General features: G+C 57.0%; 17 protein-coding genes and 1 tRNA gene. 10 read left to right on the top strand and 8 right to left on the bottom strand.

Going from position 1 to position 25,268, the window contains the following annotated elements; genetic code table 11:
- Window positions 1-444 precede the first annotated feature (444 nt).
- Window positions 445-1,029: a sigma-70 family RNA polymerase sigma factor gene (locus Pla52nx_RS09730; protein ID WP_197454534.1), complete on the top strand. Its 585-nt coding sequence runs from the start codon at window positions 445-447 to the stop codon at window positions 1,027-1,029.
- Between the two features lie 85 nt (window positions 1,030-1,114).
- The gene (locus Pla52nx_RS09735; protein WP_197454533.1) at window positions 1,115-3,634 is read left to right on the top strand and encodes a serine/threonine-protein kinase; all 2,520 of its coding nucleotides are present in this window, start codon (window positions 1,115-1,117) and stop codon (window positions 3,632-3,634) included.
- Here Pla52nx_RS09735 and Pla52nx_RS09740 read toward each other — a convergent pair.
- The 3 genes from Pla52nx_RS09740 to Pla52nx_RS09750 form a co-directional block, all read right to left on the bottom strand.
- Window positions 3,631-4,593 (bottom strand): ThuA domain-containing protein, encoded by a 963-nt coding sequence (locus Pla52nx_RS09740; RefSeq protein ID WP_231741924.1) that lies wholly within the window; start codon window positions 4,591-4,593, stop codon window positions 3,631-3,633. The genes Pla52nx_RS09735 and Pla52nx_RS09740 overlap by 4 nt on opposite strands.
- A 160-nt stretch (window positions 4,594-4,753) precedes the next feature.
- Window positions 4,754-6,964, bottom strand: a complete 2,211-nt coding sequence (locus Pla52nx_RS09745) for a family 16 glycoside hydrolase (protein ID WP_231741923.1) — start codon at window positions 6,962-6,964, stop codon at window positions 4,754-4,756.
- 672 nt (window positions 6,965-7,636) lie between these two features.
- Window positions 7,637-9,019: an asparagine synthase-related protein gene (locus Pla52nx_RS09750; RefSeq protein WP_146519751.1), complete on the bottom strand. Its 1,383-nt coding sequence runs from the start codon at window positions 9,017-9,019 to the stop codon at window positions 7,637-7,639.
- Window positions 9,020-9,450: 431 nt separating this feature from the next.
- Here Pla52nx_RS09750 and Pla52nx_RS09755 point away from each other — a divergent pair, with 431 nt between their 5' ends.
- Window positions 9,451-12,900 carry an aminotransferase class I/II-fold pyridoxal phosphate-dependent enzyme gene (locus Pla52nx_RS09755; RefSeq protein ID WP_231741922.1) on the top strand — a complete coding sequence of 1,150 codons (3,450 nt, stop codon included), beginning with the start codon at window positions 9,451-9,453 and terminating at the stop codon, window positions 12,898-12,900.
- Window position 12,901: 1 nt separating this feature from the next.
- Here the strand turns inward: Pla52nx_RS09755 and Pla52nx_RS09760 are convergent.
- Both Pla52nx_RS09760 and Pla52nx_RS09765 read right to left on the bottom strand, forming a co-directional pair.
- Window positions 12,902-12,990, bottom strand: a tRNA-Ser gene (locus Pla52nx_RS09760).
- Window positions 12,991-13,068: 78 nt separating this feature from the next.
- On the bottom strand, window positions 13,069-13,803 hold the full coding sequence (locus Pla52nx_RS09765) for a hypothetical protein (RefSeq protein ID WP_146519750.1): 735 nt from the start codon (window positions 13,801-13,803) through the stop codon (window positions 13,069-13,071).
- A gap of 242 nt (window positions 13,804-14,045) precedes the next feature.
- Here Pla52nx_RS09765 and hpt point away from each other — a divergent pair, with 242 nt between their 5' ends.
- The 4 genes from hpt to Pla52nx_RS09785 all read left to right on the top strand — a co-directional run bounded on the left by hpt (window position 14,046) and on the right by Pla52nx_RS09785 (window position 17,986).
- On the top strand, window positions 14,046-14,591 hold the full coding sequence (gene hpt, locus Pla52nx_RS09770) for a hypoxanthine phosphoribosyltransferase (protein ID WP_146519749.1): 546 nt from the start codon (window positions 14,046-14,048) through the stop codon (window positions 14,589-14,591).
- Window positions 14,588-15,955, top strand: a complete 1,368-nt coding sequence (locus Pla52nx_RS09775) for a glycosyltransferase (RefSeq protein ID WP_146519748.1) — start codon at window positions 14,588-14,590, stop codon at window positions 15,953-15,955. The genes hpt and Pla52nx_RS09775 overlap by 4 nt, the downstream gene beginning before the upstream one ends.
- Window positions 15,952-17,046, top strand: a complete 1,095-nt coding sequence (locus Pla52nx_RS09780; protein ID WP_315855001.1) for a glycosyltransferase family 4 protein — start codon at window positions 15,952-15,954, stop codon at window positions 17,044-17,046. Before Pla52nx_RS09775 ends, Pla52nx_RS09780 begins: the two co-directional genes overlap by 4 nt.
- A gap of 382 nt (window positions 17,047-17,428) precedes the next feature.
- Window positions 17,429-17,986 (top strand): hypothetical protein, encoded by a 558-nt coding sequence (locus Pla52nx_RS09785; protein WP_231741921.1) that lies wholly within the window; start codon window positions 17,429-17,431, stop codon window positions 17,984-17,986.
- A gap of 22 nt (window positions 17,987-18,008) precedes the next feature.
- On the opposite strand, the gene Pla52nx_RS09790 is transcribed toward Pla52nx_RS09785, so the two are convergent.
- Entirely contained in the window at window positions 18,009-18,347 is a 339-nt protein-coding gene (locus Pla52nx_RS09790; RefSeq protein WP_146519747.1) for a rhodanese-like domain-containing protein, read from the bottom strand.
- A gap of 231 nt (window positions 18,348-18,578) precedes the next feature.
- Here Pla52nx_RS09790 and Pla52nx_RS09795 point away from each other — a divergent pair, with 231 nt between their 5' ends.
- Genes Pla52nx_RS09795 through Pla52nx_RS09805 form a run of 3 tightly spaced genes read left to right on the top strand, consistent with a single transcriptional unit; the run spans window position 18,579 to window position 23,090 of the window.
- The gene (locus Pla52nx_RS09795; RefSeq protein ID WP_146519746.1) at window positions 18,579-21,803 is read left to right on the top strand and encodes a patatin-like phospholipase family protein; all 3,225 of its coding nucleotides are present in this window, start codon (window positions 18,579-18,581) and stop codon (window positions 21,801-21,803) included.
- Complete coding sequence (locus Pla52nx_RS09800; protein WP_146519745.1) at window positions 21,800-22,078, top strand: DUF2061 domain-containing protein; 279 nt, start codon at window positions 21,800-21,802, stop codon at window positions 22,076-22,078. The genes Pla52nx_RS09795 and Pla52nx_RS09800 overlap by 4 nt, the downstream gene beginning before the upstream one ends.
- A gap of 25 nt (window positions 22,079-22,103) precedes the next feature.
- A complete protein-coding gene (locus Pla52nx_RS09805) occupies window positions 22,104-23,090 on the top strand; it encodes an NAD(P)-dependent oxidoreductase (RefSeq protein WP_197454527.1) in 987 nt (328 codons plus the stop codon).
- 246 nt (window positions 23,091-23,336) lie between these two features.
- Here Pla52nx_RS09805 and Pla52nx_RS09810 read toward each other — a convergent pair whose 3' ends face one another.
- Both Pla52nx_RS09810 and Pla52nx_RS09815 read right to left on the bottom strand, forming a co-directional pair.
- Window positions 23,337-23,789: a response regulator gene (locus Pla52nx_RS09810; RefSeq protein ID WP_146519743.1), complete on the bottom strand. Its 453-nt coding sequence runs from the start codon at window positions 23,787-23,789 to the stop codon at window positions 23,337-23,339.
- Window positions 23,790-23,791: 2 nt separating this feature from the next.
- Window positions 23,792-25,264, bottom strand: coding sequence for a sensor histidine kinase (locus Pla52nx_RS09815; protein WP_231741919.1), 1,473 nt, complete (start codon window positions 25,262-25,264; stop codon window positions 23,792-23,794).
- Window positions 25,265-25,268: the final 4 nt, after the last annotated feature.

Below are 25,268 nucleotides of genomic sequence, written 5' to 3' on the forward strand. Positions count from 1 at the left end.
GCAGAAGTTGCGTCATGAATTCTGCGACACCCTCCGGGGTCGACCGAGCAAGAGGTTCACAAACCACGGGTGCGCCTTCGGCGACCCGTGGCTACCTTCTGCGATCCCTGCCGGGATCGAGTAGTGGACGAGGTCACGAGTCCCTGGAGCGGAGAACCGTGTCGGGGACTCGTGACCTCGTCCACTACAGCAAACTCTTATGTGCCTTTCGTGATGGGGGTGGTGACGGTGCGGGGCCAAGCTCGGCGTATGGTTGGTGCTTGGGCGGTTGGTGGTGACGTCGTCGCCTGCGACTTGGCGATAAACGAGGTGCGCGTGGATGTCAGCCTGGAAAGGCTGACGTGCTGGTTGGGGCAGGTCGGATCTCGGTCGACCGAGGGGGGGGATTCTGGGTAGAATGCCGGGCATCGAATCCCAGAGGACCTTGGACAAGCATGCACCACTGTGACCGTTGATCCCACCACGTCGGTAAGCCTGTTGTTGCGGCTTCAGGATTCGGAGAACCCCAGGGCCGAGGAGGACTGGAATCGGTTCGTGGCGTTGTACACGCCGCTTTTCTTCATTTGGGCGCGGAAGTGGAAGTTACAGGATGCGGATGCGTCGGACTTGGTGCAGACAGTTTTTGTCAAGATGCATCGTGCCATGCCGCGAATGCGCATCGATCCAGGGAAACGTTTTCGTGGGTATTTGTTCACGGTGGTTCTGAACGCCTATCGCGACTTGTTGTCTTCGCGAAAAGATGATCCGCTGGATGGCGTGGAGCTGGAAAACGCCGTGCAGGCAGCTGAATCGGATTTGCAAAGCTGTGACGAACAGGAACATCGTGAGTATGTGCTCGGTCAGGCTTTCAAGGCGATGGAGCACTTGCTGAGCAAGAAAGACTGGCAGATCTGTCAGCGCGTCTTTGTCCACGGTGAGAACCCGCAAGAAATCGCCGATGACATGGGGATCAAGGTGGGGCAGGTGTACACCGCCACGTCGAGAGCAAAACTGAAGATCAAGAATGAACTGCGAGGGATTTTGGACTGAAGCAAAAAATGTCCGTCTTTTGTGACAGAAATGGTTCGATGGCATGTAGCCCCTGATGAACCCCAATGTTTTCTAGGAAATGGCCATGACTGTTCGCAATTGTCCGACCGCTCTGGAATATCAGCACATGCTGCAAGGTGAGGTATCTGCCCGCAGACTGGAGGAGCTGGGGGAACACCTGACCGAGTGCTCCGATTGTTCTCAATTGATTGAACGGTTTCCCGACGACGGAGAGCTGCACCGAGCGGTGGCTCAATCGACGCGGTTCGTTGACCACGACGACGCGGTGCGGCGAGCGATCGAAAACGCCCGATCCATTTTCCAAGACGCGAGTTTTCAAGGCACGAGTTTCCTCGACGCAGCGAGCGATACGTTGTTTGACACCGTCCAACAACGTTCTGACGCCACACTGACGCCGAACGATTCATTCGCCGCATACCACTTTCTGTCGCCTCCAGTGCTACCCGATGAAATCGGCCGTCTGGGCAAGTACCGGATTCTGCAAGTCCTCGGACAAGGCGGAATGGGAGTGGTCTTTCGAGCCAATGATCCCGAGTTAGAGCGAGACGTGGCGATGAAAGTGATCTTCAGCGGCAGGCCCGTCTCGCAAGCCCTACGGCAGAGATTTGCCCGGGAGGCGAAGGCCCTGGCGTCCGTTGAACATGATCACGTCGTTCCGGTTTACTCCGTTGAAACGGCGGGTGAGACGCCATTGTTGACGATGAAGCTACTCGTTGGGCAAACACTGGCGGACCGTCTGCGTGGTGCAGCGTCATTGGATCAAGCCATCGTGGCGAGCATCGGACAACAGTTGGCTAGTGCTCTGCATGCGGCCCACTCGGCTGGTGTGATCCATCGCGACATCAAACCGGGCAACATCTGGATCGAAGAATCCGGAAACGTAAAACTGATCGACTTTGGGCTCGCACGCACGAATGATTTTGACCTGACGTCGGCCGAAAGCATGTTGGGGACGCCGAAGTACATGTCGCCCGAGCAGGCGAATGGTCAGGTCGTCGTCGAGCAGAGTGATTTGTTTAGCGTCGGTAGCGTGTTGTATCACTGCTTGACAGGCAAACCACCGTTCGAGGCGGACAGCGTCATTGGCGTGCTCCGAAAGATTGCCGATGGCGACTACGTGGATTTGGGAGAGACCAATCCCTGTGTCGACCGCGAACTTGTCGAAGTGGTTCGCACGTTGTTGCAAGTCGATCCGGCGGAGCGATATGCGACGGCAGCGGATCTGAACAACGCCTTGCTGTCTGTGCAGAGACGACTTGGTAACGCAGATGCGATCCCCCAGTCGGATGAAGCGAAATCGACATTGCAGACCGTTAGCCGCCACGGCACGGGGGGACGTTCTTGGCAAAAGTTGGTGCTGGCGATGTTTGCCCCGTTGGGTCTGCTGGTGCTCGCCGCAATGATCTTTAACATTCGTTTTCGAGACGGCGAAACAGTTGTCGTCACGATCAACGGATCGGACGAGTCGCTGAAAATCGATGTCGACCGAGAGAGTTTTACCATTGCTGACCCACGCGACGGAAAACTCATTCATGTCAGTGTCGACAAGGGCCGACGACAGTTGCGGTTTGAGAAGGATGGGTTCGCGTCCGTTGGGACGCAATACGATCTCAGCACTCCAGAGGGCAGGTCGATCAACATCCGGTTTCAGCCAAAGGTTGGTGGCAGCACCACCGCCGGCGATACATCACACAGGGCCATCGCGGAGTGGGTCGTCTCCGTCGGCGGACGGGTCGTGCTCAACAATGGCGGACTGACGGTTGACGATATTGAGCAACTGCCAGCATCGATTTCATCCATCGATGCGGTTTATTTGACGAGATTGAATCTTCATGACGACGACCTGCGAATCCTCGCTGGCATCGATTTGGAGGTGAGTCTGTATTTGCAGGAGTTGCCGATACGCGGTACGTGCTTGGAATCGATCGCGAAGATAACGCAACTCCGGGAATTGCTGGTACAGAGTTGCCAAGTTTCCAATTCAGAGAATCTAAATTACTTGGCGGGAAACTCCAGTTTGGAATCCATCGCGGTGGACGGCCCCCTGGGTGATGACTTGGCCCGTGTTGCGATCACGATGCCCCAGCTAAAATACATCTCATTGCCGCAGGGATCGACGGGCGAATCGCTCAAGCTGCTTGCCGGCTGCGTGGGAATCACTCAACTAGCAACGTACAGCTCCACGGACATTGTGCCCGCTGATTTTGCAGAGCTGACGAAGTTGCCTAACTTGGCGATCTTGGAGATGAGTTTCGTCCAGTTGACGGACGAATCCGTCAACGCGATCAATCAGTGTGATGGGTTGAAGCAACTGATCATTTCGGAACTCGAGGGGAGCGGAGACCGGAACATCAGCTTGGTGGGGCAATTGCAAGGCATTGAGGCATTGACGATTTGGCATGCCGATTTGACCGGTGTGGACCTGTCCGGGTTTGCGGAAATGGCCAATCTGCGATCGCTGAAACTGAACTACACCGGGCTGGGACCAACACAATTGACCGCACTGTCCGAGCGTCTGCCCGATTGCGTGATCGAGACCGAAAACTGGAGTTCTGCGACGCCGTCCGATCGGCCTACTGACTAGGGTTTCTTGCCTGGCCAACGGTACTCGACCGGCTCGGCGGCGGGTTGATTCAGGTCGGCGTCGGATGGTAGTGAGATGTGCTCCATCTTTCGTTTCTCGTCCAAGTTCTCGTTCAATTGGGCTTCCGTGATCGGTTCGGATTTGACGCCGCCCTCTGGGACTTCCATGCCAGCGGTCCAGATCATTGCGTTCAAGACGACACGGCGGAAATCGTCGATGGCCCAGTTGCGGTGCCAGTGACCGCCGGTGAATCCGACTCCACGTCCGCCGTCCTTGCGTTGCACCGCCCACATCAACGTTTGACGATTGCCCAGTTCTTTTTCGCCCGCCGGCGTCCAGTGGATGTATCGATTGATCTTCTCACGTGTCGGTGTTGACGTCAGCACATCGGTCGCGGTCTTGGGGTCAGCCCATCTCATGTTGTAGTACCATTCGTCATTAGCTGGGAAACCGGGGACGCCGTTCGCGATCGGATGATCTGAGTTGGGGGCCAAGGGCGCGGTCCAGTGTGGATTGCATGAAAATCCACCTTCGTAGTGTCCGCCGATCCAGCGTTTGAAGTAGTTGCCGCGATCCCCCGGCGGGACTTCCACGGCGTAGTGCATGCACATGATGCCGACGCCGGATGCCGCCAGTTCATCCACCTTTTCCTCGTGGCCGTTGGTGGGATGGCGGTCGTTGCCGTCGGAGTAGATCACGACGGCTTTGGCGTTCTCGAATACCGATTCGTCGTTTGGCCATCCGTTATGGACGACGGTGACATGCACCGGCAGCGAACTTTGTTCATTCAATGCACGTGCCAGCAGGATGCATCCGGCATTGAACTCGTGTTGTCCCGACGGATGGCTCGGCTGACCGGCGATCAGAACGATCTTTGTTTTGGTGTCATCAGCGGCTCGTGCCTCGGGCAAACAAACCAACAGCATCAGGAATACAGGCAGCAGCATGATACGGCTCACGGGAAACTCCGCTCGGATCGTTAGGAAACAGGTAATGGGATTCGCCAGAATTCCCTTCACGAGATTCCCTTGGCGAAGCCCGATGGATCATTGTTTGATGTTTCGCTCCAACGTCATTCATCTGTTCAAGTGGATGACGCTGGAGCGGCACATGAGTCATTCAATTTTTTTGTTTGGCCGCTTGACGGCGGGCGACGATGCCGTCGAGTTTCTTTTTTTCTGCGGCCAAGATTTCAGGGGAGATCGTCGCGGGCTGGACGGGGGTGCGGTCGAGCTTGTCGGATTCCGAAAGCTCGCGAATTTGGATGTCACGGTACCACACTGGATCACCGTGGTCCTGCAAGCTCAATTTTGCGCCCCGTCGGTCAAGTTCGCCACCACGCTGCCGTAGCATGTCCACATGAAATTGGTACTTGGGGTCCGCGTAGTCGAAATCAATCACTTTCTCGCCATTGAGCCAATGCTGGACGACGGTGCCTTTGCAAACGATTCGACCCTCGTTCCATTGACCAACCGGCCGTGTCGCATCGTGGGACGGCTGCATGCAAAAGTACAACGAGGCGGCGCTGGTCCGCGGGTTCTTTCCATCTGCGTGCTGTGAATTGTCCAGGATTTGGTATTCGTATTGGCCGGGACGATAGTAAACACCACTGTTACTGCCCTCGGCGACTTTCCACTGAAATCGCAATTCGAAATCGTCGGGCACCATCATCGTCTCGCAAACAAGACTGCCGCCCTTGCCACTGCGTGTGATACTGCCGTCAACCACGCTCCAGTTGCCGCTGTGACGCCATCCGTCGAGCGTCGTGCCATCAAAAAGCGAGACAAACGCTTCATCGCTTGCGGATTTCGCCTGTGCCAACATGGCTGCCGTGTGCGGCATGGAATCGACCAGTTTTGCATCGGTGCGTCGCAGTTCTTTGATCGCCAAGGCGCGCAGTCGCTCCAGCAGTGCTTTGTTCTCAGGCTTGACGGCCAAATTGACCAGTTCCTCGGGGTCGCTGTGCAAGTCGTACACTTCCTCAACTTCGCCCTCGACGAACGTGCGAATGTATTTGTATTTGCCGTCGCGAAGCAAAGCGTACCAGGGCACATCGCCTACGATCGTCATCGCTTCGTCGCTCGGGTTTGGGATGGGGACCGTATCGTCGCCGTATTTGCGACCCGTGTGAGTCATCAGCACGGGCATGCTCCAGTCCTGGCTCTCCGGATCTTTCAGCAGCGGACGGATGTCGCGTCCGTGCATTTTCCAAGGCACCGTGACATCGGCGACGTCGCAAAACAACTGGACCACATCGGGGGCGGAAACGGGATGACGACAGACCTTGCCTTGAGGAATCGTTTGCGGGTGACGAATGATCATCGGCGACGCGATCGTGGCATCGTAGGCGGCGATCTTTTGATTGAACCCGTGCTCGCCCAACGCGAATCCTTGATCGGCCGTGTAGACGACCAACGTGTTTTCCAGTTGGCCGGTTTTGCGAAGCGTTTCGATCAAGCGTCCGACGCCCTCATCGATCGCCATCGCGCATTCGTTGGTCTGCTGCACCCAATCGTCGTAGGACTGACCGGCCGTGTTGGTGTTGAAATTGCTCGAGCGTACTTGCTTCTTTCGTCGGTACGCTTTGCCGTCGTCGCCTTTGACCCAAGCCGACGTGTTGGAAAGATACTGTGGCTTGTCCGGCCAAGGACCAAAGATGTCCGCTGGCAGCTCCGCTTCGTGGCCCGCCAGTTTTCCTTCGTGTCGCTCTGCCGGTGTCGTCGGCCCGTGGACCGCGCCGTAACAAAGCCAGAGGTACCACGGTTTGTCGGCGTCACGATGTTCGCCATTGATGTAGTCGATCGCCCAGTCGGTGTAGTTGTCGGTCGAATAACCGTCCACCTCTCGATCGACACCGTTGAAGGTCACGATTTGGTTGGCAAAGTAGTTGCCCGCGTTGTCGGGATGACCTGGCCGATTCCAAACGATCTGATGATCCCAGTCGCGACCGTTGCCGGTATCGACGCCGGTGTGCCACTTGCCGATCTGCGCGGTGTGGTATCCGTTCTCACGAAAGGTCGCCGGCCAAAATCGGCATTGCTGTGGATCGTAGGTGCTGGCCGGATAGGTGCCCTCCATTCGCATCGTCTGAACACCGTGTTGCAAGCGTCCCGTCAGGAAACTGGCGCGGGAAGGCATGCACCAGGCGCCGAAGTAACAGCGCTCGAATCGAACACCTTCGCGAGCCAACGCGTCGATGTTCGGGGTGTTGATCCAATCGGGCGACTCCGGATAGCACGACAGAGTCTTGTAGTTTTGGTCGTCGGCGTAAATGAACAGAATATTGGGTCGCTCGGCATGACAAGTTCTGCTGATCAGCAGAGCGGCCATGGCAACAACAGCTACAGAAATCCAGTGGCGCATCGCGGTACTTTGGTCACGAGATGGGGGAGGGGAGTCACATCAGCGGGACGCCCATTGTACACACAGGAACGAGGGCGGTGGATTTGCAGACAGGTGGTTAGGAGCAAGGTTGACGCTACCGTCATCTTGAGATGGCGGGGTGAGATTCAAGCCTTGCCAAACACTTCAGCCCTTGGCGAAATCTCCTGACGCCTGGTAGCACGGCAAACAACAACAAGCCGCGAAGGCGGCGGAAGCATAGAGCCTGGGACGTCAGTCCCAGGTCTCGTAACACAACGATTCCAGGCAAGCCGCGAAGGCGGCGACAGATTGTGGGTGGTGCCGTTGCGTATCTGTCGCCGCTTCGCGGCTTTTGGGTTCCGGTTAGCGCCCCATGGGGCTCACGCCCCATGCTTTATGCTGCCGTCGCATCCGCGACTGGGAAATAAAGGCGGCCGGTTCTGTTGGCGGGAATGATGCCCGCCGCGGTGAAGAAAACGTGGCGATCCGTGGAAACTACCCCCGTCACGTTTTCTTCCTCCGTACTGGAAAATCGTCACCTCCTCCAAGTTCCTTGAGAAAGGCGACAGCCGACATGAAAGGCCCGGCCGCTGACGCGTCGGGGCTCACTGAAGCGACCGACCGATGGCGATTCGTGCTTCAATTCGAGCAGTCGAGTGACCGCATGATTTTGGCGAATTCGTCTCGGTACTCGTGGTCGTCCTTGGGAAAGAGTTCGCCGAAGGTGGCTTGGTCCGCGGCGCCTTGTTGGAATCTGCGTTTGGGAAAGACTGGCATGTCCACGCCCGTGATCTGCTTCACGCCGCTTGCCACGATATCGCCTTTGAGTGCGTAGAGTCGTTCGTGGTCCCAATCGGTCAAGTCCACGAACGGGATCGCCTCGGCGACTTCGATCACATCAGGCAACGCGTAAGGACTGAACCCGGCAAAGCCAAACTTTGTCGCCGGCGCGCTGGTGCGAATGTGCCCGCGACTTTGCCCGCCGCTGTACACCAGCGAATGCTTGACCGCGTCCACTCCCCAGCCTTCCTGGTACAGCATGCGGTTGCCCAGCACGCTGCGGATGGTCAGCTCTGGGTTGTCTTCGATGGGATAGTCTTTCAAGTTTTCGTCACCGCCGTCGCCGTCGATCAAGTAGCGCCAGTCGGGATAGCGGTGGCGGATTTCGCGGATCAACGTCAGTGCCATCGTTGCGGACTGAACGTCCAGCGGTTTGTAGTCTTCGATCACCGCGATCGAGTCACGCCAGGAAACGCGGTCGCGTGGGACCTGGATGACTTCCAACAGCATCTCCAAGTTCACCGCTTTGAGAAACTCAGCGGCTTGAACGCTGTCGCTCGGATTGCCGTCGACCGCCAACGTGAAGGCTTTGACACGAGCGGAAGACTGGCCGCGGCGACGCAGCAAGAAATCCAAGACAACGAGCACACTGCCGCTGTCGATGCCACCAGAAAAGAGAACACCGATCGGTTCGTTGTCGGGCAAGCGTTCCAGCCACCGGTCGATCGACTCGGCAAGTTTACCGATGTAGGCAGCGCCGATGGCTTCGATTGACGCGGGCAAGCGATTGCGTTGGGGAGCAAAGAACCGGGTGAGTGTGGGATTGGGGTCTGGGCAGCCCACCAGTTGGAGTTCCAGCAAGTGGTGCGCGGGCACCATTCGGGTGTAGGAGGGCTGGAACTGGTCCGCGAGTCCCTCAAGTTTCAGTTGTTGGTGGATTTCGTCCATGCGTTCGGCCACGATCAACGCGGGGCCTTCGGCGCGTTTGGCCAAAAAATACCGCATGGGACGGCCGATGGATCTGGCCATCCGCACGGTCTTTCCGGACTGCTGGCAGATCGCAAACTGGCCGCCGATCTGGCGAATGGCCGCGACGTCGCCATCGCGGACTGCCTGCTCGGCTCGCTCTTGGGTGGTGTCCAACAGAATATTCCCCGCTGGATCGAGCAAATTGACGACTCGGTCGATCAGGGCGGGTTGCTGGCCTTGGAAGGATGCGGGTGGGAGGCTGGGGGTTTGCATGGTAGGACTCCTGCCGCACAATGGGAGGCTTGAGAAAACACGTCATCGCTGGGAAAGACTCCGTTTTATCCTGTTTGGAGCCGATCGGCGAGTATCGTGGATCGGGGAGGCGTGACTCAATCGAATTGTTCGCTATCCTTAGCAGTTTGGATAAGACAGGTAAATTCGTAAGGCCGATGATCGGATGGCCGGTACAATCGACAGGTTTTGTACCGGACGAACGGTACAACGGGTTTCGATTCAGAATCGATCAGGCAAAACAGCTCCGCGTGTCGATCGCCAACGAATGCCGATCGTTCGCAAGAGCGAAGGATACGTGGATGACGACGAAGTGTTATCCATGAGCCTCCACGGCTAGCCCAAGGATGGGGAAATTAATTGTCAGGATGGCGAAATGTCCAAACTTTCGATCCTCGGCCCCGGTTTGATCTGTGGATTTTCACCAGTTTTTCGGCAACGAGTCACCACCGAGTGACCATTACGTCTCCGTTCTCGAGCATTGGGCGGAGCATCGTCCTGATTCGATTGCGTTCGGGTTCACCGACGTGGAGTCGACGGATGACTCGTTGACTTACGAGAAGTTGTGGCAAGAGGTCCGTGGCTTGGCGGGTTATCTGCAGGGACGATGCCGGGTCCGCCGCGGCGACCGCGTGTTGTTGATCTACCCGCCGGGATTGGATTTTGTCGTTGGTTTCTTGGCGTGTCACGCGGCCGGTGCCGTTGCGGTTCCCGCGTTTCCACCGCGACGCAATCGCAAGGCGTCCCGGATTCGTTCGATCGTGGTGGATGCGGAAGCCAAATGGGCGTTGACGACGACGGACGTGGTGGAGCGTTTGTCGGGACATGGTTGGCACGAGGATTTGGTCGGCGTTCAGTTGTTGGGCACCGACGATCAGACTTGCCGAGACCAGTCGCGTTGGAGACGGCCGGAGCTGAGTGGCGATTCGCTGGCCGTGTTGCAGTACACATCGGGTTCCACGGGAACGCCCAAGGGAGTGATGCTGACCCAGCAGAACTTGATCGCCAACAGCCAACTGATCATGCACGGTTTTCAAGTCGAACCGGATACGATCGGATGCACGTGGTTGCCCACGTATCACGACATGGGGTTGGTCGGCGGTTTGTTGATGCCGCTGTACATCGGACGGACGAACATGATGATGAGTCCGATGACTTTCCTGCAACGTCCGGCGCGATGGTTGCAAGCGATCTCGAAATACAAAGTCACTGTCAGCGGCGGCCCCAACTTTGCCTATCAGCTTTGCGTCGACAAGATCAGCGACGAAGAAATGGAGGGCGTCGATCTGTCATCCTTGCAGATTGCGTTCAACGGTGCCGAGCCGATTCGCGTCAACACCTTGGACACGTTCTGTGAGCGATTTGCTCCCTACGGATTCAATCGGCAAGCGTTCTTGCCATGTTACGGGATGGCCGAGACGACTCTGATCATCACCGGCGGTCCAAAGGAAACGCGTCCCGTGGTCGAGTCGTTTGACGGACCGCAACTGGACCAAAGACGTGTCGTACACGTCGATGCACAGCAAGCCGGTACACAACAAACCGGTGTGCGATCGCTGGTGGGCTGCGGTCGTGTCTTACCGAACGAAACGGTGTTGATCGTCGATCCGGATACGTGCGACGTTTTGCAAGAGGATCAGATCGGAGAGATTTGGGTTCAAAGTCCATCCGTCGGCGTGGGGTACTACCAGCGGGCCAGTGCGACTCAGCGCACGTTCCACGCCAGGACGTCCGCCGGCGAGGGGCCGTTCTTGCGCACCGGCGACTTGGGTTTCATGTACGACGGGCAACTGTACATCTCCGGTCGGTTGAAGGACATGATCATCGTCCGTGGTGTGAATCGTTACCCGCAGGACATCGAAGAGACCGTCGAGCGTGCCAGCAGCATGGTGCAAGCCGGTGCGGTCGGTGCGTTTGCAATGGAGCATGACGGTCGCGAACAACTCGCGATCGTTGCCGAAACGGTCCGTGAGCGAAACGTCGACTGGGACGCACACATTCAAGCCATCCGGCGCGCGGTCACCAGTGAACACGAACTGCCGCCCGATGCGGTCTATCTCGTTCGCAATAGCAGCGTCCCCAAGACCAGCAGCGGCAAGATCCAGCGTCACGCATGCTTGCACGCGGTTCGCGATGGCGACTTGAAATTGACGGCCAAGTGGGTGCGTTGGGAAGAATCCGCGGGTTCACGCTCTGCGGTGGCTGAGGGTGTCGGCATGCCGATGATGCAAGCCGCCGCCGCAGGAGGTCAAGCCGCAAAGCTCTCCGAAGCCGACGTGAATCCACGCGTCGTCGCTGCGGTTCAATACCACGTCCGCGCCGTGGCCGGTGAACGCGCCCAACGCCTGAGCTTGGACACCAACATCGTGTTGGACTTGGGGCTGGATTCACTGGAACGGCTAGAGATCGCACGGAATCTGGAGCGAACCTTCGGCGGACGTTTTCCCGAACAAGTCTTGGATGAGATCGAAACGATCGGCCAAACCGCGCTTGCCATCGAACGTTACTTGCCGCCTGGAGGCGAAGCCCGCGCTGATGCGTTGTTGGACGGATCCGTGGTCATTGAGAGTTCCACGGGAACGGACACAAGTGGCAAGCGAAACGGCGCCGTCGCGCCGCCACGGCGGGTCGATGTGGTCGAGCCGGAATTCAGTGTCGAACAGTTCGCCGAGTACCGTCGTTTGAAAACAACGATGCAACAGATGGCGATGACTGGTGTCCCGAACCCCTATTTTACCGTCCACGAATCCATCGTCCGCGACACCACCGTGATCGATGGCAAAGAACTCATCAGCTTTGCCAGTTACAACTATTTGGGGTTGAGCGGTCATCCGGCGGTCACTCAAGCGGCTGCGGACGCGGTGAAGAAATACGGCACGAGTGTGTCAGCCAGTCGGTTGGTTTCCGGTGAAAAACCGATTCACGGTGAGTTGGAGCGAAAGATCGCCGAGTGGATCGGCGTGGACAATTCGATCTTGATGGTCGGTGGTCACGCGACCAACGAAACCACGATCGGGCATCTGGTCGGACCGGACGACTTGATCATGCACGACGCGTTGTCCCACAACAGCATTGTGCAGGGGGCGTTGTTGTCCGGTGCCAAACGTCGCCCGTTCCCGCACAATGATTTTGAATCGCTCGATCGCACCTTGACTGAAGTGCGTTCCCAGTACCGTCGCGTGTTGATCATCGTCGAAGGCGTTTACAGCATGGACGGCGATTTTTCCAATGTGCCCGCGTTTGCCGAAGTCAAAAAACGCCACAAGGCGATGTTGATGGTGGACGAGGCCCATAGTTTTGGAACGATGGGCAAGACCGGCCGAGGCATGGCTGAACACTTCGGGATGGACGCTCGGGATGTCGACATCTGGATGGGCACGTTGAGCAAATCCGGTGCGTCGTGTGGTGGATACATCGCAGGCAGCAACGCGTTGATCGAATTGCTGCGGTACACCGCCCCCGGGTTCGTTTTCAGTGTCGGCATGCCGCCGGCTCAAGTCGCAGCGGCGTTGGCGGCGATTCAGACGTTGGAGGCCGAACCGGATCGCGTGGAGCGACTGAGGGAACGAAGCCATCTGTTCCTGACGTTGTGCCAGGAAGCCGGATTGGACACGGGAGACAGTTGCGGCACGCCGGTGATCCCGGTGATCACGGGCAACTCGATGGTCGCATTGAGGCTGTCCAACCGATTGAAGGCCGACGGGATCAACGTTCAGCCGATCCTGTATCCGGCCGTGGACGAATCTGCGGCCCGGTTGAGATTCTTTATGACCTGTGAGCACTCCGAAGAGCAAATCCGATTCACGGTCGAGCGGACGGCCGCCCACATGGCCGATTTGGGATTTCAGAAAACGCTCGCTTGAGCGGAGAGTGAGGGATTCGAACCCACGGTACGCTTACGCGCACACTGGTTTTCAAAACCAGCGCCTTAAACCAGACTCGGCCAACTCTCCGGCGGTGACAGTTTACGGCCCCGGAGCAATCTGTTCCAGCAGCCAGGACGCGGAAAATTTTTGCGAGGTTCGCCAGACCTACGCGGCCTTGGTGATCGGCAACTGAGGACCTGCGACGTCTCGATCCGACTTGGCTGCCGGTGACTGTGTGGATTCGACGTGGTCTTCTTGCGGTGCCGAATCCGTTTTCTCCGCGGCGACGGTGTGTTTCTCGATCGGTGTCGAGATGGAGACGACATGCGGGCGTTCCGTTTGCTCTGGCTCTGGCTCAGCGTCCGCCACGATCTTGGTCGGGTCCAACGCGATCAGCGGCATCGGCTTCGCAGGCTCGACGGACTGTCCGGAGTGCTCAATCTCAAGCTCTGTTTCGATCGCCGTCTCGGATTCTGACTCGATCTCCGTCGTGATTTGCGCGGCTATTTGAGGAATCTCTGGTGCCGGCTCGGCGACCACCTGCTCTGGCAACAGCGACAGATCGCCAATTTGGTCTCCCGTGAAAACCGCGGACACGCCACCGTCATGCTGCTGGATCTTCAGCTCGTCTTCTTCCATGAACCAAGTCGCATCGAAGCGTTCGGCTTGAAATCGGCGACCGCAGTAAAAACCGTCGCGGATCAGAATGGATTCGCTTTCGATCAAGAGGTCCGTTGTGCCCGAGTCATCCGAGCCGGCGCCGTTTTCCCGAGAGGGCTCCCCCGATGCGTCGAACGGGCCCGATGCGTCGAACGGGCCCGAGGCGTCGATCGGGTTCATCCTGCTGAGCCAACGCGTAAAGTACTCGCGTACATTTGCCAAACGTTGAGAATTCGTCATCCGTGGGTCGTCTCAGGGGTCCTGGTTCCGATCGTTTGATCCGGCCGCAAATCAAGCTTTCTCAGCCACTGGACTCCCACGGCGATGGGAACCGGATAAGCTGTACGGGTAAACCATACGGGGCGAAAGATGACTCGCGGCTTATAGGGTCTTCGGCGATCATCTGATTGAATATCCGCGCGAATTGATTTGACGCGTACGAAGATCCCCGTTTACCCAAATAGCCAAAACAGAACAGTCGAATGCGGACACTGTTGACCGAGCAGGAATTGAACGAGGGCGTCGATCGCCTTGCAAAGGAAATCGACTCGCATTACGGAGCCGACCGTCCGTTGACTTTGATAGCAGTCATGACGGGCAGCTTGGTCCTGTTTGCGGATTTGATTCGGCGGCTCTCCATGCCGCAGCGGATCGGCGTGATCCAAGCCGCCAGCTACCGCGGGGGGATGCGGTCGGGTGAATTGACGGTCGATGCAGCGATGTTGATCGACGTGGCCAACCGAAACGTCTTGCTCGTCGATGACATCTTTGACACCGGCAAGACGCTCGATCACTTGACCGTGTTGATCCGGGATTTGGGGGCAAAGAGCGTGAAGTCGGCTGTACTGCTGCACAAGCAACGTGAGCATGTGGTGGATCTGCGGCCCGATTTCGCAGCCTTTCAGATTCCCGATGAATTCGTGGTCGGCTACGGATTGGACTACTTGGACATGTACCGAAACTTGCCCTATCTCGGCGTCCTGGAGCCGGCCGAAATCCAAGCCACAGCGGACCAAGCGGCATCGTGACTCGTGCGATGAGGGTATTGATCGTCACGCATCATTTTTGGCCGCACGGCTCCATCGATGTGGCCGGGCATGCGATGGAACTTGCCACTGGCCTGCATCGACGTGGCGTGCATGTCGAAGTTCTGACGCCAAAATTCTCCAGTCGTTGGGTCGAGCAACTAACGTTTCGCGAAATCGCCGTCCATCGACCGACGTCCATTGCAAAGAACGAATGGGCGTCCAATCGTTATGCCCGTCAGATGACACAGTGGATTCGTGATCGAGGCCAATCGTTTGACGTGATCGTTTGCCAAGGCGGCCGAGACGAAGCACCCGCGGTCGTGGATGCCGCCCGTCGATTGGGCATCCCCAGCGTGATCCGGATCACGGGATTTGGAACCGCCAGCGACGTGGCTTGGTGGCAAACCGGACGTTGGGCGCGACGATGCATGACGGCTGCGAAGTCTGCGGACTGTGTGATCACGAGCCATGCCGGACAACATCGACAGTTGCTCGGTGAAGGATTCCTGGATAGCAAGATTCAGCGTGTCGGGATCTCGGTCGGCGCCTCGCCAGCGATCACGAACAAGCAAAAGCAGCAAGTGCGTTTCGCGCTTGGCGGAATCAACAGCGACCTGTTTGCGACCATGGACACGCCGGTCGCCTTGGCCGTTTGTCCGCTGGATCGCTCGTTTCCATCTAGCCGTTTCGCGAGCGCAATGATGTCGGTTGTTTCGCGAAACCCCGCGATCAAGGTTTGGTTGGTCGGTGATGGCTCCGGTCGCGAAGCCACGCATCGAATGTTGAAAAGCGACGGTGTGCGTCACGCGGTTGCGATACCGGGCTCGTTCAGCAATTTGGAAGACGTCTACGCGGCCGCCGACATGTACATTCACGCCAGCGATTACGGTGTGGATCATCTGCTGCCTGCGGCCATCTCCGCCCGACTGCCGTTGGTGCTCCGAGACAGCCCACTGATGCGAGAATTCATCGATGGCTCCATGAAACAGGAAACCTCTGGCCAGTTCGACACATCCGCATCGTTATCAACACAGCATGCTCCAGTGGCGTGGTTTGATGAACGACCAGCAAGCCTACAAACCGCCAGCCAACGAGCACATGATTCCCCTGGGACACTGGGTCGTGCAGTGGAAAGCATCCTCAAGAACCGCGAGCAAGCAGACGAGAACGCCGAACAGTTGCGGCTAAAGATGCAACGTCAATGGTCGTCCAATGATTCGTTGGATCAATACATCAGCCTCTTTGGCCGTTTGTCGGGTACCGTTATCAAGTCGTCCGAAGGCATCAAGTCATCCGAAGACAGGCAGTCATCAATCCACGGCGACCGCATGCAGAACAGATCGAGATCGGAGTCAGGACAATGACGATTCGACTGGCGCTCGTGATCCCGACGATGGATCGAGGCGGCGCGGAAAAACAACTGTGCTTACTCGCCGAAAATCTGCCTCGCGATGAATTCGATGTTCGCGTGTTCTTGCTCACCCGAGAAGGCCCGCTTGTCGATCGACTTCGCGACGCGGGTGTTTCCGTGACGCTGATCGGCAAACGATTCAAAGCAGACCCGACGGCGTTGTTTCGTTTGCGTCGAGAGCTGAAATCATTCGCACCGGACATCGTTCACACGTGGATCTTTGCCGCCAACAGTTTCGGTCGCTTGGCCGCCAAGTGGGCCGGCGTCCCGACGATCCTTGCCAGCGAGCGTTGCGTCGATCCATGGAAGTCGCGAATGCATTTCATGGTCGACCGATGGTTGGCGAAATCCACCGCTGCGATCACTACCAACAGTGAAGGCGTCCGTGATTTTTATGCGCAGCACGGGATCGATCGAGAACTATTTCGCGTGATTCCCAATGGGATCGAGCCTCGCCGTGGTGTGGCCGTTGGACGCGACGAAGTACGGCGGAGATTGCAGGTCGAGCCGGAACGCAAACTGATCTTGGCCGTCGGCCGACTGTGGCCCCAGAAACGGTATCGCGACCTCATTTGGGCCGCCGAGTTGCTCGGGACGCTTCGTCTGGATACGACACTTGTCATCGTCGGTGACGGACCGCAGAAAGGAGAACTGTTGCGGTTTCGCGATTCGGTCACTTGTCCACAACATGTTCGATTTGCGGGGCCCAGGACGGATGTTGCCGAGTTGCTCAACGGCGCGGATCTTTTTTGGATCGGCAGCGAATACGAAGGCCAGAGCAATGCGGTGATCGAAGCGATGCAGGCGGGCGTGCCCGTCATCGGTACCGACATACCGGGCAACCGAGATCTGATCGTGCCCGGCGTCACGGGGCAGATCGTCGAGCTGGGTGACCGCGCGGGATTCGCCCGCCAGTCCCAGGAATTGCTGGAGAATCCCGCGATGGCGGCCCGATTCGGGCAAGCAGCGATGGAACGGATCAATCGTGATTTCACGATTTCCGCCATGGTGGAGGCACACATCGGGCTCTATCGCGAGCGTTGAAACGGAACATTGTCGCTCGACTTTCCAAGTCGATAGCGTGCCCCGCCGAACGTATTGTCAATCTCAAACGCATCCCGCATCGACCGGCCCACTGTGCTCACCAGGGCGTGGCAAAATAGCCGGTTTTGCCGGCATTCTCTGATAAACAGTTCGGCTCGTAACGATCACGCCAACGTCGATTCGGCTAAAAACTGGGCAAACACCCATTTTGGCTCAATTGCAAGTTGAGTCAGCCGCCCACACAGATAACATCGGAATCGTGCCTGTCGCACACGGCGGCCAATTGCGGCGGATTCCCATCGAATGTCGATCCCAGATCCGCAGCCATTTGTCGCCCGCCTCTGAGAATCATCGGAACCGTCACCCCCCAGCCATCTGATTCATGGACATGAGAGAAAGTAGCCGACAACTGATCGACGAGGTCGAATTGCTGTTGGCCAATGCACGGTTACGTGATGAGTTGGAGCCGTATCGAGATGACTCCATCGATACGTCTCACAAACGCATGTCGCTGCAGGCCGAGAATGAATACCTCGCATCAATGTTGGCTTGGGAGCGTGCACCCGCGCTGCCGATCGCGGAATGGTTTTCGCCTCGCTTGGAATTGACTCCGCCGGAGTCACTCTCGGACGACCAGCTTCCTGTCGTCTTGCATCAGACCATCGCAAAGCTGTTCAGCAAACGGATCATCTTGCGTTGCACGGATCACCTGTCCGATCGCGAGCTGTACAAAATCATCTTCCGAGACATTTTGACCTGTTGCGAAAAGAAAGTGGAGGTGCCCGAGAAAGCGCTGGAGTGGCTGTGCGTGGAAGACACCGAGACGTGGCTTCGATACTACGCCGATGCGGTCGAGCGTCGCCGATACCAGGAAGAACACGACGTGGAGTTGCCGCCGAGCGAAACACCGCCGTTCCGACGGCAGTTGCCCGGCAACTGATCACGATTTAATCCTACCACTGCTAGTAACGCGGGACGGAATCGTCGATCTCGAGACTCCACGCGTCTATCCCGCCGGCCATGTTCTGCACATTTGTGTATCCTGCCTGACGCAAGGCCTGAGTGACGTGGAGACTGCGTCCGCCGTGATGACAATGCACCACGATGTGCCGATCCTTGTGCTCCTCCAACTCGCCGATCCGTTCACCCAATTCGCCCATCGGTAGCAGCATGCTGCCATCGATTCGAGCGGTTTCGTATTCATCGGGCTGTCGGACATCGAGCAACAAAAAATCATCGCCGTCGGATCGCAACTTGGCAACGGCGCGGACATCGATTTCTAGCGGTACAGAATCGGACATGGTCGGCACTGGTTGTGAGAGGAATCTATCGTCGGTGTGACAGACATCCATCATACGATGATCGTTGGCACGATGGCAGCACACAAAACCGTTCTCGGCACACGATTCGCATTGGCGAGACAGGAATGCGGCTGTGCGAGCGAAAATAGCGTGCATGGTGCGGAAATGGCAACCACAATGGGGCCAGCACGCTAAACCGCGCAGGGATTACCTGTCCACAAGAGATTTCAGATGACAGACGGCCAAGACCAGAAAATCGATTTTGAAACCGTACGCAAGAATGAGATCGCCGAGATTGCGAAGCGGCGACGGGAAGCCAATGTCTATGCCGACAAGAACTCTCCGACGGAGAGCCACGCGCCGGAAAGCGATCTCGTCGGGCTGGCGCTTTCGGGCGGCGGTGTCCGCTCCGCCAGTTTCAACCTCGGATTCATCCAGTCTCTTTACGAAAACGGTGTCCTGCGTCACATCGATTACATGGCCACGGTCTCTGGCGGTGGTTACGTCGGCAGCAGTCTGTCTTCCTTGGCATTGCATCCCGACACGGAGTTTGACTGGAAATCGGACGCCTTTGACGCTGATGCCGACGCCGACGCGTCGGATTCGACACACCAGCCGGAGCGAAAGTTTCCATTGTCGCCGCGTGGCGATGGTCGGCAGCCGCCGCGTGTGCTGGAGCTGATTCATGGCGGTCAGTATCTGCGAAAGCCGCTGATCTTTCTCAATCGCTACTTGGTCGGCGTCCTGCTCACCAACGTGGTCGCACTCAGTTTCGTCTTTGCCCTCGCCGCGTTGGCCGCTTGGATGTTTCGATGCCTGGACTACACCTGGTCGATCAACTGGTTGTACGCTTTGGGATTCCAAGGAGACATCGCCCGCGCTTTCTTTCCAATGACACTGTTCTTTGGCCTCTGGTTGGTGATGTGGGGGATCTCGTATTGGCGGCGGGGGGCTCAGGCAGAGGGAGCATTCGCGCGCTGGTTCATGACGTTGACGATCGCATCCCTGCTGCTCGCTGGCGCGACGCTGCTGGGAACCGGCGATGTCAGCTTGACTCATCTGCGGGACAACTACGGCATCGAACCACCGTCGGATGCGGTACGGTTTCTCGGAGGCGAACTGAAAACGTACTTCATCATCGGGCTGGTCATCGCTTTGATCCCGTATCTGAGGATCAAGGATCTGATTCGCAGCGGCACGCGGCCTCGTACGGCCGTGGAAGGCTGGGTTTTTGGGATTGCCAGCCGGGCGTTGCTCTATGGCATCCCACTGCTTGTATTCGGTTGGCTCGCCCGCGAGAACATTTCGCACTTCAACGAAAACCGGGTGGTTCATCGCTACGGTCAAACCATCGATACACAGTATGACTTTGTGCCCCTGGAGTTTCAGAACTGGTCCAAGACTTGGCAGGAGATCGAATTGCAGGCCACGCAGCTCAGTACTTCGGAGGAAAACGGCAGGTTTGCAGTCAGCCGCCGGCTATGGAACTCCGTTGATCACGAGCAGGTCGCAAAATCCATTGAGGTGCTGGAAAAGATTTCCAAGTATGACCGCGAAACCTCCATGTTCAGACGTTGGCTGTTGTTCACCGGTTACACCATCACACGGCAACCCAATGCGGTCACGGACCAGTTCGTCCGCCGCGAAGCATACTTGCATCTACGCACCGAGATCTGCCAACAACTGACCCAGTCGGTGTTGGTCGATCCACAGTTCTACAAAGAATTCGCGTCGGCCGAAGAAGCGTTGAAGATCGAGTTGGCAAATCTGACCGATCAACAGCGAGAGATGCGACTGAACAATATCGAAGCGTTGAGTGTCGAAGCGCAGCATTTGGAAAAGAAAGTCGAGAACGTCTCCGACGGTGAATTGACTTTTGCCAACTGGGTTTCGTTGCGTAATGAGACCTTGCGCTTGCTGGATCGGGCAACGGAAAACGAAATCACCGAAAGCACGGTTCAACTGAAGCAGCAGCTCGACAGCTTGATGAATCTGCAAGATGGCAAGTTCGCGAGTTTGGAAGTGGAAGTCAAGAACATCAATTGGCAATTGATGCTCAACTACTGGGGCGACAGGTTTGCGCCCAAGTCAACCGTTTTTGCGATGGTCTGCTTGCCGGCCGATCAAGCCACGCGATGGACCTGGTTCATGTGGTCCTTCGGTTTGTTTCTGCTATCGGCGTGCGTGGTCAACATGAACTCGACTTCGCTGCACGGATTCTATCGCAACATGTTGTCCAAGATGTGGATCACGGACTGTCCAGGTATCGGACGCGCGATTCCACTGGCGAGATTGGAGACGGCCGCGCGTGGAGCACCCTACCATATCATCGCTGCAACGGTTCACCTATTGGGTCGTCGCCGTAGCACCGATCGCTCGACCACCGATAGTTTTATTTTTTCACAGTGCTACTGCGGCTCCAATCGGACCGGCTATGTTCGGACGGAGTCGTACATGCAGGGCCGTTTTGACCTGTCCAACGCAATGGCACTTTCGGGAGCCGCAGTCAGTCCCACCCAAGTCCACAATCCACTGCTGGCGGTCTTGTTGATGGTGTCCAACTCACGACTGGGGCAGTGGCTGCCCAATCCCGGTCACAAGGCACTCGTCAAAGGATTGTTCTATCGGATCGTGTCGTGGTTACCCCCTGTCCCCATTCGTCTGATCGTCGGCGCAATGCAAGACGCGGAGAACAGGAATTACTGCTTTGTCTCCGATGGCGGTCATCACGAGAACCTTGCGTTGGAACCGTTGCTGCTGAGACGATGCCGATTGATCATCGCATCGGATGTGACAGGTGACATCACCTACGAATTCAGAGACTTCATCCGATTGATCCGCCGAATGCGGTTCGAACATGGGATCCGCATTGTTGACGTCGATGGCTTGGATTGCGACCTGGGGTTGGCTGCGTTGACACCCAAACGGCTTCACGCCGACAGCGAAGTCTCGGAGTTGGGCCTGGAAAAACTATCCAGCCGGCTTTCCAAAACCAATCTCGCCCAGTCCCATTACTTCGTTCTCCGCATCCTTTACCCGGCTGATGGACCGACCGGCTCCCCACAGGAGGGCTTTCTGATCTACGTCAAACCCAACTTCACTGGCGATGAAGCCGCGGATCTGACACGATATCAGCTTGAGAATCCGGCGTTCCCTCACGATCCGACCAGCGACCAGTTTTACGACCCGCAGAAATTTGAATCCTATCGGCAGCTCGGATACCACATCGGAAAGACGTTGCATGCCGAACAGTTCAAGGACCCCGCGGGGGGACGGAAGTGCCGGCCGCTGAGGAAATGGTCCCCCAGTGACGGCTCGACACCAGGTGAACAGTCGCAACAGTGCGAGTCGCCACGGGATTCTCACAGCGACGTTCGCAAACCGAAAGCGTCGAACGACAGACCCGATGACGCCGCGTCAACGACGAATACAGAAAGCAAAAGGCCACCAAGGTGACAGAGCCCAACCTCCATTTCCAAGAAACAAAAGCAAGGAGCTTGACCAAAACCGTTTCTTGGAGATGCGTTGCGGTTCTCAACAGTTTCCTGATTCTCACCATGAAATTCTCCGACCAAGCGTTCGTCAATGCGCTGGCAATGAATGTCACCGGATTCGTGGTGTTCTATTTCTTTGAGCGGATCTGGAACCGTGTCAAATGGGGACGCATCCCCTCTGGCGGCCTGACAGCAGGAGGTGTGGCTGCGGGTGTGGATCAACCTCCGTCGGCCTGAATCGACCATGAGTCCTGAATCGACCATGAGCACTGACGACATCACCATCGAGCGTGTCGCTGTTCCTGCGATCTCGTTCGCTCAGGTGCCGGTGTTGGTAGCGCATTTGCGGTCGATTTATCCTGATGCCAGGGTCAACACCCAATGCGTGCCCAGGCATCATTCGACACGCGATACGATCGAATACTTGCGAGATTGCGATGCGGCAATCGTTTCGTTCGAGCCGATCAACGCGGAAGTCCTTGCTGCTCTGCCTCGGCTGAAGGTGGTCTCCAAGTTGGGCGTCGGTCTGGACACCATTGACCCTGTCGCAATGAGAAAGCACAACGTTCGGCTCGGCTGGACTCCCGGTGTCAACAAACGTTCGGTCGCCGAGCTGGCTCTCTGCTTGACACTCGCTGCACTCAAGCATGTTGTGGCTGCCAATGTGGACATGCGTGCCGGCAAGCGGCCGCTGCAACGCGTGGGGCGTCAATTGACCGGCAGGGTCGTGGGGATTCACGGCTGTGGCGAGATCGGCCAAGATTTCATTCGGTTGCTGAAGCCATTTGGTTGTCACGTGATCGCATGTGATTTGCGAGATCGCAGCGAGTTCTATCATGAGTTTGACGTTGAATCGGTCAGCCCGGCGGCTTTGTATGCCCGATCGGAGGTTCTATCGATTCACATGAACGTCACGCCGATGAACCGCGGGCTCTACAACGCAGATGTGTTGGACCAGTTGAGGCCTGACTGTGTGTTGGTCAATACATCGCGTGGCACACTGGTCGATGAGGTCGCACTGCGTGAGCGACTCAAACGCCGCCAGATCGCCGCAGCGGCCTTTGACGTGTTCGAACATGAGCCACCCGAGGACGATGAGTTGCTCAACCTGGACAACTTCATTGCAACGCCGCACATCGGTTCGGGGTCGATGGAAGCTCGGCTGCAAATGGGAATGGCCGCAATCCAAGGTTTGACCCATCATTTCCTGCCCCAACCGGGTGAGTACCCGTTCGAGTGCTACACCTAGCCCGGATGATTCATGAGCCGACGCGTAAGCGAGGGATACTCGGTAAATCCCTCGCTTACGCGTCGGGTGATAAAAAACAATCTGCAAACCGTAGAGCCCGTGGCCTGACGGCAAGCGGCTCAGGGCCTATGGCACCACCCAGCGTTTGACAACACAATCATGCTAAGCGGGACGTTATCACGTGGCGGCTGGCAGACGCAGACTGTCTTCGCGACAATCCTCACAAGCTGATTCGGGAGGGGGTGTTCAGTCGGTTTCTAAACTCGGCGTCACGTTGAATTCCAGCCAGTACGAAATGAACGCCTGAAACGTCGCGATCAGTTTTTCTGTCCCCAATGGCTTTAAGATGAATGAATTCGCACCGAGCTCATACGCTCGATTCACGTCGCTGGGGTGTTCCGACGACGAAAACACGACGACTGGCAGTCGGGATAGTTTGGGCTGAGCACGCAGCCACTCCAAGAATTCAAACCCGTTCATCAGAGGCGTGTTGATGTCCATCAAGATGACTGCGGGTAACGGATAGATCGCTCGATCGTTGTAGGATGCTTCCCCTGTTAGATAGTGCATCGCTTGGATGCCATCGGCGACCACTTGAATCGGTGATTTCAAATTCGCTTTCTCAAACGCTCGCAGTGCGAGTTTTCGGTCGCAGGGGTCATCTTCGACCATCAAGATTGTCTGTTGGCGCATGGTCATCGCTAAGCTCCTAGGGGCAACTCGATCCAGAATCGGCTACCCTCATCTTGCTGAGGTTCCATGCCGCATGAACCGTTTAGCTTTTCACAGGCGCGAGCAACGATGGCCAAACCGATCCCCGTGCCCGGATATCTTTCCACTCCATGCAGACGGCTGAAAACGCGAAAGATACGCTCGCAATAGGCTTCGTTGACGCCGATCCCGTTGTCGTCCACCCAAATTCGTACTCTCGTGGGAGCCGCATTGTCTGCTGTCAACGACTCACCATAGACGTTGACGATCGGCTGCCGGTCCTTGGCAACAAACTTGATGGCATTGCCGATCAAATTGTAGAAGACATCGACCAATGTTGCATGATCTCCGATGACGGTCGGTAGTGGAGATCGAACGTTGACGATCGCCTCACTTGATTGGATCTCTGCACGCAGAGCTTCCATGGCCTCGTTGACCACGGCATCGAGTCCGACCACACGCAATCGGAGGTCGCTGTACCCCAGACGACTGTATATCAACAAATCACTGATCATCGTATCCATCCGATTGGCCGCATCTTGGATGTCGCTGATGCATTCGTTGCCCGAATCACCCAAACGGTCACCAAAGTCTTCTGCAAGGGCGTCGGCGAAACCGCAAACAGCCCTCAATGGCGCACGCAAGTCGTGAGAGACCGTGAACGCAAACGCCTTGAGGTCCTCGTTCAGTTGCTCCAGTTCGATCGTCCGCGCTCGGACTCGAATTTCCAGGTCGACAGCCAAGTCCTGAAGCTCTTTCTCGATTCGCTTTCGTTCGCGAATATCGATGACACTGCCCCTCAATGCGGGACGATCATCCAGTTCGAACGCGAGCAGCCGGACTTCACACAAGATCGGATTTCCGTCTCCGTCGATGTGGGTCCATTCAAAGACAGGTGTTTCGCCCTGTATCGCTCGCTGAATCAGTTCGCCTGCCATCTCCCCTGACTCACGGCCGTTGGGCTGAAATTGTGGGCTCAAATCTCGTACTGGATCTCGTGCATGAAGCTCAGACGCAGGCAGCTTAAAGAGAAACTCAGCCGCCCGGTTGACGACCACGAGGTGGCCACGCTCGAGGTCATACACGACCACGGCTTCCGGCGCATGCTCAATGAGTTTACGAAACCGGTCTTCACTCTTTCGCAATGCCAGCTCGGTTTCCCGGCTCGCCGAAACGCCACCCAGAAAGCCAAGGGGAGCCGTAACCCGCTTGGTTTCACCAAGGCGTGGAGGAGGCCGAAACCACAAGAAAAACAAAGGGGCGTAGAGTATGGCAATGACAGCCACGGAAACGGGCCAGGGAACAGACGCATATTGATTGAGTACGACAATCAACAACGCAATCAATGTCGCGACCCCGGCATAGCCGATCGGAATCACCGGCCGTGCAGATGCAACCTCACCCTCCCGGTTCGTCTTGCGATTCTGCGGATCGTTTTGTGAACCGGAATGAATATTGCCCATCATG

Source organism: Stieleria varia, from assembly GCF_038443385.1.
In the GTDB taxonomy this organism is placed as follows: Bacteria; Planctomycetota; Planctomycetia; order Pirellulales; family Pirellulaceae; genus Stieleria; species Stieleria varia.